Genomic DNA, 9,185 nt, shown 5'->3' with positions numbered 1-9,185 from the left:
CAAGGCAGCGAAGCCGCAGACAGTACAAGTATCGTCATTGAACACAGAATGATACCGCGTTGCTGCATCTTGCTCAAAGAGGGGCTTGACTAAGCTGCTGAAGCAGCAATTCCGCCGACGTGTTATCTGTACTGCCCGCGATGTTGCTGCCTTGTCTCATTCTGGTTCTTTGTCTATAGATGATTTCAATCCGACATCTCCAACCTTAAAAAGCCGGTTTTCAAACGGCATGGTCGGATATCCGCATAAAAAAAGCCGTCTGAAAAACACCGCTATCGGTATTTTTCAGACGGCTTTGATGCTTTAGGGCTTCTACACTAGAGCGTGTTTAGCCCAAAGCCTTACGCGCGCCGGCGAACAGGCGGTACCAGCCGGAGTGTTCGGCCCAGTCTTTCGGTGCCCAGCTCATTTGCGCGGTGCGGAATACGCGTTCGGGGTGCGGCATCATGATGGTGACGCGGCCGTCGGCGCTGGTCACGCCCGCAATGCCTTGCGGCGAGCCGTTGGGGTTGAGCGGGTAAGTTTGGGTGACTTGGTTTTGCCCGTCGACGTATTGCAGCGCGATGTCCAAACCGGCCGGGATTCGGCCGCCGGTGCGGGTGAAGTCGGCGCGGCCTTCGCCGTGGCTGACGATGACGGGCAGGCTGCTGCCGGTCATTTCGTTGAGAATCAGCGAGGCGGATTTGGGTACGTTGACCATGCTCAGGCGGGCTTCGAACTGCTCGCTCAGGTTGCGGCGGAAATTCGGCCAGTTTTCGGTGCCGGGGATGATTTCCGCCAGATTGCTCACCATTTGGCAGCCGTTGCACACGCCCAAAGTGAGCGTGTTGGGGTTGGCGAAGAAGGCGGCGAACTGGTCGCGCAGGGCGGGATGGAACAGGATGGATTTCGCCCAGCCTTCGCCCGCACCGAGCACGTCGCCGTAGCTGAAACCGCCGCAGGCCGCCAGCATTTGGAAGGTTTCCAAGCTGACGCGGCCGCTCATCAGGTCGGACATGTGCACGTCGTAAGCGTCGAAGCCGGCGCGGGTAAAGGCGGCGGCCATTTCGATTTGGCCGTTTACGCCCTGTTCGCGCAGGATGGCGATTTTCGGTTTCGCGCCCGTGGCGATAAACGGCGCGGCGATGTCTTCGTTCACGTCGAATGTGAGGTCGGCGAAGAGTGCGCTGCGTTGGTTGTCGCCCAACAGCGTAAATTCGCTGTCGGCGCAGGCGGGGTTGTCGCGCAGTTTTTGAATGGCGTGGCTGGTTTCCTGCCAGGCTTGTTGCAGTTTCAGACGGCCTTCGTCGAAAATCACTTCGCCATCGCTGCTGATGCGCAAATTATCGGCGGAAGAAATAGAGCCGACAGCATAAACTGCATCAATTTCTGCTTGTTTGAAGGCTGCCTGAACGGCTTCTGCATCTGTTTGTCTAATTTGGATAACTGCGCCTAATTCCTCATTAAATAATGCATTCAGATTGGCTGTCGGGAGTAATTCCTCAACAATCACACTCGGGTGGTCTGCTTCCAGTTCGGCAAAAATGGTTTGTGCGTATTGGTCGATGTTTACTTCCAAGCCCACACGGCTGGCAAACGCCATTTCCGCCAGCGTGGCAAACAAACCGCCGTCGCTGCGGTCGTGATAAGCCAGCAGTTTGTCTTCGGCTATCAAGTGCTGAATCACGTCGTAAAACGCTTTCAGACGGCCTGCGTCGTCCACATCGGGGGCTTCGCCCGTTAAATTGTTGTACACCTGACCCAAAGCCGATCCGCCCATACGCGCTTTGCCGAAACCCAAGTCCACGAACAGCAACACGCTGTCGGCGACATTTTTCAGCTCGGGCGTAACGGTTTTGCGCACGTCTTGCACCGGGGCGAAGGCGGAAATAATCAGGCTCAAAGGCGATACCACGGATTTTTGCTCCGCGCCGTCCTGCCACACGGTTTTCATCGACAGCGAGTCTTTACCCACCGGAATGCTCAAATCCAAGGCTTGGCAGATTTTCGAGGTGGCTTCGACGGTGCAGTAGAGTTTTTCGTCTTCGCCCGCGTTGCCGCAGGCCGCCATCCAGTTGGCGGAGAGCTTGATGTTGCCGATGTCGCCGATGTTGGCGGCGGCGATGTTGGTAATCGCTTCGCCCACGCACATGCGGCCGGAGGCGGGCGCGTCAAACAGGGCGACGGTCGGTTTTTCGCCCATGGACATCGCTTCGCCGCGATGAGTGTTGAAGCCCATCATGGTCACGGCGCAGTCGGCCACGGGGGTTTGGTATTTGCCGACCATTTGGTCGCGGTGGGTCATGCCGCCCACGCTGCGGTCGCCGATGGTAATCAGGAAGTTTTTCGCAGACACGGCCGGCAGGCGCAATACGCGGTAGGCGGCTTCTTTCAAATCAATGCCGTCTGAAACAAAGGCTTCGGCTTGGCGGCTGACGGTGTTGTCGCTGCGGGTGGTTTTGGGCGGTTTGCCCAGCAACACGTTGAGCGGCAGGTCAACCGGATTGTTGCCGAACAAATCGTCGCGCACTTGCAGATGGCCGTCGTCGGTGGCAGTGCCGACTACGGCAAACGGGCAGCGTTCGCGCTCGCAGATGGCGCGGAAGGTGTCCAAATCTTTTTCTAAGATAGACAACACATAACGCTCTTGCGATTCGTTGCACCAGATTTGCAGCGGGGTGAGGCCGTGTTCTTCCAAAGGCACGTCGCGCAGTTTGAATTTCGCGCCGCGTCCGGCATCGTTCACCAATTCCGGGAAGGCGTTGGACAAGCCGCCCGCGCCCACGTCGTGAATCGAGATAATCGGGTTGCTATCGCCCAGCTGCCAGCAGCGGTCGATGACTTCCTGCGCGCGGCGTTCGATTTCGGGGTTGCCGCGCTGCACCGAGTTGAAATCCAAAGAAGCGTCGTTGGTGCCGGTGTCCATAGAGGAGGCCGCGCCGCCGCCCAAGCCGATGAGCATGCCCGGGCCGCCGAGCTGGATCAGCAACGCGCCTTCGGGGATTTCGTCTTTATGGGTTTGCTGCGCCTGAATGCTGCCCAAGCCGCCGGCAATCATAATCGGCTTGTGGTAGCCGCGCACTTGGCCGTCGAATTTGTCTTCAAAGGTGCGGAAATAGCCAAGCAAATTCGGGCGGCCGAATTCGTTGTTGAACGCCGCGCCGCCGATGGGGCCTTCAATCATGATGTCCAGCGGCGAAGCGATGTGGCCGGGTTTGCCGTAGGCTTGTTCCCAAGGCTGCGCCAAACCCGGAATGTTCAGGTTGGACACGGTGAAGCCGGTTAAGCCCGCTTTCGGGCGCGATCCTTTGCCGGTCGCGCCTTCGTCGCGGATTTCGCCGCCCGCGCCGGTGGCTGCGCCTGCAAACGGTGCGATGGCGGTGGGGTGGTTGTGGGTTTCCACCTTCATGATGATGTGGGTGTCTTCTTCGTGGAAGCGGTAGGCTTGGTTTTCATCGGCATGCGGGTAGAAACGCTCGACTTTCGCGCCCTCAATCACGGACGAGTTGTCTTTATAGGCCACGACCGTACCTTCGGGGTGCGCTTCGTGGGTGTCGCGAATCATGCGGAACAGGGATTTCGGCTGCTTTTCGCCGTTCAAGATAAAGTCGGCATTGAAGATTTTGTGGCGGCAGTGTTCGCTGTTGGCTTGGGCAAACATCATCAGCTCGACATCGCTCGGGTTGCGTTTCAGAGTTTGATAGTTTTCAACCAGATAGTCGATTTCGTCGGCCGACAAAGCCAAACCCAATTCGCTGTTGGCTTTGACCAACGCGTCTTTGCCTTGAGCCAATACGTCGACGGTAGAGAAAGTTTCCGATTCGATGTGGCGGAATAATTGCGCCGCCGCGCCGATGTCGGCCAACACGCTTTCGGTCATGCGGTCGTGCAGCAAGGCCGCCCATTGCTGCTGTTGCTCCGCAGTCAAACTGCCGCGAATCCATACCGCCATACCCCGTTCGATACGTTCGATTTCAGACAGGCCGCAGTTGTGCGCGATGTCGGTGGCTTTGGAAGCCCACGGTGAAATCGTGCCGATGCGCGGGGTAATCAGGAACAGATGCAGGCCGTCTGAAGCGGCAGGCACTTCAGCCACGCTTTGCGCGTCGAGCAGGGCTTGCAGTTTCTCGACAGTGGCCGCGTCCACAGCGTTTTCACTGCTGACAAAATACCAAAACTCGCTTTCCGGTTTCGCTTCGGGCAGGCCGAGGGCGGCCGCTTTTTGCAACAGTTTTTCAATACGGAAATCGGACAGGGCGGCCGCGCCGCGCAAGGGCAAAACAACAGACATGGATTTCAGCTCTCAAATGCGGTTGGGAAAAGCCGTATTATACGCCGAAACGCTGCGGAACTGTTGACAATTTGGCGGGTAGAGTTTGTGGGGAGGGCTTGGGGGAAACGGGCAACCTAGCACCACTTATCATGGTTAAGTATTTTGGTTTGATTCAAGATGGTTTTGATTCAAACTTCAAAATGGCTAAAAAAGCCGTCTGAAATATTCAGACGGCTTTTTTCAGACGGCTTGTCGGGTTTACACGGGCAGCGCGGCTCAGGCTTGCGGCTCGGGGGTGAAAAACAGTTTTTCCTGTTTCAGTGCGTTGCCGTCGGCATCGGTGAGCGCGGCCTGTGCGGCGGAGAATTTAATCACGGCCAGGCTGATGCTGCCGTGTTCGTTGAGGGCGGTATTGATAATCTGGCCGGCTTCTTCGCCGCCCGTCCGCACGGACACGCCGGCGGCTTCGAGCGAGGCGCCGCTTAATACGGCGAGGCCGCGTTTGACTTGGCCACGGTATTGGGCGCGGGCGATGATTTCCTGGCCGGGGTAGCAGCCTTTTTTGAAATGTACGCCGCCGATGATGTGCTGATTGAGCATTTGGGCGACGGCGGTTTCTTTGGTGGCGGCGGAAATCCACGGGTAGCCGCTTTGGATTTCGTGGCGGTTCCAGGCGTTTTCGGCGGCGGCATCGTGCGCGGGCAGCGCTTCGGCGGCGCCGATTTTCAGACGGCCTGAGTGCGGCAGTTGAACGGTGTACACGCCGTTTTGCTCTGTGGCGGCAAAGGCCAGATGAGGCTCTTCGGCAGGCAGGGCGGCGGTGTGTTCGTCCAGCTCGGCGGCGACGGCAAAATCGGGCAGCGGCTCGAAGACGGCTTTGGCGCGCAAAACGAACATCCGCAGGCGTTTGACAACGGCTTCCACCAAATCTTCCGCCATGGCCAGCAGCAGGTCGTCGCCGCGGTTGAGTACCAGCATATTGGCGATAACGCGGCCTTTTGGGGTGTTGTAGGTGGCGTAGCAGGCTTGGCCGGGGGCAAGGTTTTGGATGTCGTTGGACAGCTGGCCGTGCAGGAAGGCGGCACGGTCGTCGCCGCTGACGCGGACGATGCCGAAAAAGGGCAGACGGGTTTGCATGATTGTGGAATCCTGTATGAATGTTTGCAGGCCAGATGGGGACGATCGGGTGGAAATAAAGGGGGCGTTGCGTTTATCGGCGTGAGTTATATAGGTGCAGCCGGGTTATGCGGTATCAGGCGGGTGGAAAACTTCCGATATGCTTAATTATATAACGCTAGACCATGCGCCTCGGGGCAATCGGCAAAACCGGTTTGCTGCGCCGCCTCGGTGTACAAGCAGACGCAGCCAACCGGCATGGCAGGTTTATTGCGAAATCTGCACCGCAGATACTTTGATTTCGACTTTCCATTCGGGCTTGGCCAGCTTGGCTTCCACGCAGGCGCGGGCGGGTGTGCGGCCGGGTGCAGCCCAGGCATCCCACGCTTCGTTCATGGCGGCGTAATCGGCCATGTCGGTCAGAAAAATGGTGGCTTCGAGGATGTGGCGTTTGTCGGAGCCGCATTGCGCCAGCCAGTGATCGATTTGAGCCAAAACGTTTTCGGTTTGGGCTTTGGCGTCTGCTTCGGGATTTTCGGGCACCATGCCGGAAAGGAATACGAAGCCGTTGGCGACAGTTGCTTCGGAGAGGCGTTCGTTTTGGCCGAGGTATTGTATGCTCATGCGTGGCTCCTGGTTCTGAAATGGTCGGGCGGTTATGGTAACATATTGCCTGATGCTTTTTCTCTCTTTTTTCAGACGGCTTTGTTATGAGTAAAACCGATTATCCCGTCACCGCCGCCGTGCGTGCGATGCGCGCTGCGTCCGTTGCGTTCGAGCCTTTTGTGTATGTGTATGAAGAACACGGCGGCACGGCGCAGTTTGCGTCGCTGTTCGGCGTGGACGAGCACGCTGTGATTAAAACCATCGTGTTGCAGAACGAGCAGAAAAAAGGGCTGATTGTGCTGATGCACGGCGACAAGCAGATTTCCACACGCAATCTGGCGCGTGCGCTGGGCATGAAGCACATTGAGCCGGCCGACCCGAAGCAGGCCAATAAATGGACGGGCTATCTGGTGGGCGGCACCACGCCGTTTGGCAGCAAAACCGCGCTGCCGGTGTATGTGGAAGCATCGATTTGGGATTTGGACAAAATTTATCTCAACGGCGGCAAGCGCGGGTTTATCGTCGGCATGGCCGCTGCGGATTTGCGGCATTTAAACCCGCAGGATGTGCATGTGGCGGTGGATTGAGTGCGGCAAGTATATCGTGCAGATGGAACAGGTTAGGATATGGACAACAATATTATCGAACACAACGCGCCGCAAAAAGACAACCGGCGCACTTATATGATGGTGATTTACGGCTTATACGCGCTCTCGGCGGTGACGGTGGTGTCGTCGCTGGTGGGCGTGATTGCCGCTTATGCTGTGCGCGGCTCGATGCGCGGCACGCCGTATGAAAACCACATCCGCTATCTAATCCGCACGTTTTGGATCAGCGCGGCGGGCTATTTTCTCGGCGGCCTGACCATGGCGCTGGGCGTGGGCTTGCTGCTGCTGTTTGTTGTCAGCGTGTGGTTTATTTATCGCGTGGTGGCGGGTTTTGTGAAGTTTTACGACGGCAAAACCGTTGTGCCCGACGGCTGGCTGTAAACCGCTGCCTTTTCGCTGCGGAAACGCCCGATTTTCAGACGGCCGGACCATGTTCCGGCCGTCTGAAAATATGCAGGTTGGCCGTATTGTGCCGCCGAAACCGCTATGGCAGGCGGCAGCGCGTGCGGCAAGGTGCGCTTGTTTCCATTATTTTGATTTTATTCAGCGATAGTCGGCGAAATTCAATTCTGCTACAAGTACAAGGCGGGCCAACGCCGTAGCAGGATTTAAGTTCGACGACTATCCCTTTTAAAGGAACACAAATGCTTTATCTTTTGGCCAGCATTGCCTGCAGCGTGGCAGTATCGGTATTGCTGAAAATCGCACGCAGGCAGCAGATTCCCGTCGAGCAGGCGGTGGCGGTCAACTATATCGTAGCAGTGGTGTTGACGATGCTGGTGTTGAAGCCCGATTTGAGCAATCCGGCGCAGTTTCTGCCGACTTGGTGGCTGTTTGCCGCCTTGGGTGTGCTGCTGCCGACCGTGTTCGTCATCATGGGGCGGGCGGTAGAAGCCGCGGGCATCGTGAAGTCGGACGCGGCGCAGCGTTTGTCGCTGTTTTTGCCCGTAGCCGCATCGTTTATCGTATTCGGCGAAACCCTGCAGGAAGGGCGGCTTATCGGCCTGGCACTGGCCTTTACTGCCTTGTTCTGCCTGCTGTGGAAAGCAGACAGCGGTAAAAAATCCGCCGCCGCGCCGCAGCAAATCGGCCTGCTGCTGGGCGTATGGGCGGGCTACGGCATCATCGATATCCTGTTCAAACAGCTCGCACAAAGCGGTACGGCCTTTGCCGGCAATCTGCTGGTGGCCTTCTGCCTGGCGGGGATTTTAATGTTTGCCTATCTGTCGGCCAAAGGCTGCCGTTGGAGCAAAGAAGGCATTATCGGCGGCGTCTTGCTCGGCGCCTTGAACTTTTTAAACATCGTCACCTACATCAGCGCGCACCAAGCCATGCAGGACAACCCCACGCTGGTGTTTGCCGGCATGAATATCGGCGTTATCTGCGCGGGCACGCTGGTCGGCGCCTGGGCATTTAAAGAAAAAATCAGCGGCCTTAATGCCGCAGCCATCTGCATCGCCTTGGCCGCCGTCGCCTGCCTGTTTTATTGGGACACGCTGCGCGGTTTATTGGCCTGATTAGCCGACAAACATCAAAAAGCCGTCTGAAAAACGCATTTTTCAGACGGCTTTTTGACACACATCGGCGGCAATCCGCCGATTTCCGACAGCATCGCGCGAAATCCGCTATAATAACGCCCATTTTACAGAATAAATGAAGGAAGCAGTATGAACCGTAGCTATCCCCATCCGATTATTGCCCGCGAGGGCTGGCCGATTATCGGCGGCGGCGTGATTGTCAGCCTGCTGGTTGCCGCCTGCGCCGGCTGGTGGTCGCTGCCGTTTTGGGTGTTTACCGTATTCGCGCTGCAGTTTTTCCGCGACCCCGATCGCCCCGTGCCGCAGGATGCCGATGCCGTATTAAGCCCGGTGGACGGCCGCGTGGTCGTGGTTGAGCGCGCCGAAGACCCCTACCGCAAAGTCGAAGCCCTGAAAATCAGTATCTTTATGAACGTATTCAACGTCCACTCGCAAAAATCGCCCGTGGACGGCAAAGTCACTGCAGTCGAATACAATAAAGGCAAATTCTTAAACGCCGATTTAGATAAAGCCAGCACCGAAAACGAACGCAACGCCGTCTTAGCCACCACCGCATCCGGCCGTGAAATCACCTTCGTACAAGTCGCCGGCCTCGTCGCCCGCCGCATCCTGTGCTACACCCGCGCCGGCGCCGAGCTGAAACGCGGCGAGCGCTACGGCTTCATCCGCTTCGGCTCGCGCGTGGACGTCTATCTGCCGACAGACGCCCGTGCCGAAGTTGCCATCGGCGACAAAGTCACCGGCGTACAAACCATACTGGCACGCCTGCAGCCCGAAGCACCGCAAACCGGCGAATCTGACCAATCCGCCGCCCGCGCAGAAACAGCCGCAGCCCCCGATACCGAACAGCAACTGATCGAAGCCGCCGCCGCCAAAGTGCGCGAAGCAGAGAAAAATATCGCCGGATAAGCTGTGTAACAAAGCCGGGTAATCTAAAAAAGGCCGTCTGAAAATGTTTGTTTTCAGACGGCTTTTTTGTTCGCAAGAAATAAGGCAGTGTGATGTGCGGCCTTTCTGTTTGAATTGTGGAGATGGGATTAATGATTTGGATGATACCTGATTATC

Annotated in this window: 8 protein-coding genes; 5 read left to right on the top strand and 3 right to left on the bottom strand. The window is 57.3% G+C overall.

Going from position 1 to position 9,185, the window contains the following annotated elements; genetic code table 11:
- Positions 1-85 precede the first annotated feature (85 nt).
- A complete protein-coding gene (locus tag BDE01S_RS11300) occupies positions 86-307 on the top strand; it encodes a hypothetical protein (RefSeq protein WP_147283877.1) in 222 nt (73 codons plus the stop codon).
- 21 nt (positions 308-328) lie between these two features.
- On the opposite strand, the gene purL is transcribed toward BDE01S_RS11300, so the two are convergent.
- The 3 genes from purL to BDE01S_RS05625 all read right to left on the bottom strand — a co-directional run bounded on the left by purL (position 329) and on the right by BDE01S_RS05625 (position 5,992).
- On the bottom strand, positions 329-4,270 hold the full coding sequence (purL, locus tag BDE01S_RS05635) for a phosphoribosylformylglycinamidine synthase (protein ID WP_066078472.1): 3,942 nt from the start codon (positions 4,268-4,270) through the stop codon (positions 329-331).
- A gap of 258 nt (positions 4,271-4,528) precedes the next feature.
- Positions 4,529-5,389, bottom strand: coding sequence for a CAF17-like 4Fe-4S cluster assembly/insertion protein YgfZ (gene ygfZ / locus BDE01S_RS05630; RefSeq protein WP_066078469.1), 861 nt, complete (start codon positions 5,387-5,389; stop codon positions 4,529-4,531).
- A 246-nt stretch (positions 5,390-5,635) separates the two neighbouring features.
- Positions 5,636-5,992: a RidA family protein gene (locus tag BDE01S_RS05625; protein ID WP_066078466.1), complete on the bottom strand. Its 357-nt coding sequence runs from the start codon at positions 5,990-5,992 to the stop codon at positions 5,636-5,638.
- An 86-nt stretch (positions 5,993-6,078) separates the two neighbouring features.
- Between BDE01S_RS05625 and ybaK the strand changes: the two genes are divergently transcribed.
- From ybaK to BDE01S_RS05605, 4 genes are all read left to right on the top strand, one after another.
- A complete protein-coding gene (gene ybaK, locus BDE01S_RS05620; protein WP_066078463.1) occupies positions 6,079-6,561 on the top strand; it encodes a Cys-tRNA(Pro) deacylase in 483 nt (160 codons plus the stop codon).
- Positions 6,562-6,600: 39 nt separating this feature from the next.
- Complete coding sequence (locus tag BDE01S_RS05615) at positions 6,601-6,963, top strand: DUF4870 family protein (protein ID WP_066078460.1); 363 nt, start codon at positions 6,601-6,603, stop codon at positions 6,961-6,963.
- Between the two features lie 263 nt (positions 6,964-7,226).
- Positions 7,227-8,099 carry a hypothetical protein gene (locus BDE01S_RS05610; RefSeq protein WP_066078457.1) on the top strand — a complete coding sequence of 291 codons (873 nt, stop codon included), beginning with the start codon at positions 7,227-7,229 and terminating at the stop codon, positions 8,097-8,099.
- Positions 8,100-8,249: 150 nt separating this feature from the next.
- Positions 8,250-9,029 (top strand): phosphatidylserine decarboxylase, encoded by a 780-nt coding sequence (locus BDE01S_RS05605; protein WP_066078456.1) that lies wholly within the window; start codon positions 8,250-8,252, stop codon positions 9,027-9,029.
- Positions 9,030-9,185: the final 156 nt, after the last annotated feature.

This window comes from Bergeriella denitrificans NBRC 102155 (assembly GCF_001592185.1).
Lineage (GTDB): Bacteria > Pseudomonadota > Gammaproteobacteria > Burkholderiales > Neisseriaceae > Neisseria > Neisseria denitrificans.
This window is presented reverse-complemented; position numbering and strand designations above follow the sequence as displayed.

Bases quoted from the DNA above. Each gene is read 5' to 3' on its own strand.
- purL (WP_066078472.1), bottom strand. From the start codon at position 4,270: ATGTCTGTTGTTTTGCCCTTGCGCGGCGCGGCCGCCCTGTCCGATTTC.
- ygfZ (WP_066078469.1), bottom strand. From the start codon at position 5,389: ATGCAAACCCGTCTGCCCTTTTTCGGCATCGTCCGCGTCAGCGGCGAC.
- BDE01S_RS05625 (WP_066078466.1), bottom strand. From the start codon at position 5,992: ATGAGCATACAATACCTCGGCCAAAACGAACGCCTCTCCGAAGCAACT.
- ybaK (WP_066078463.1), top strand. From the start codon at position 6,079: ATGAGTAAAACCGATTATCCCGTCACCGCCGCCGTGCGTGCGATGCGC.
- BDE01S_RS05615 (WP_066078460.1), top strand. From the start codon at position 6,601: ATGGACAACAATATTATCGAACACAACGCGCCGCAAAAAGACAACCGG.
- BDE01S_RS05610 (WP_066078457.1), top strand. From the start codon at position 7,227: ATGCTTTATCTTTTGGCCAGCATTGCCTGCAGCGTGGCAGTATCGGTA.
- BDE01S_RS05605 (WP_066078456.1), top strand. From the start codon at position 8,250: ATGAACCGTAGCTATCCCCATCCGATTATTGCCCGCGAGGGCTGGCCG.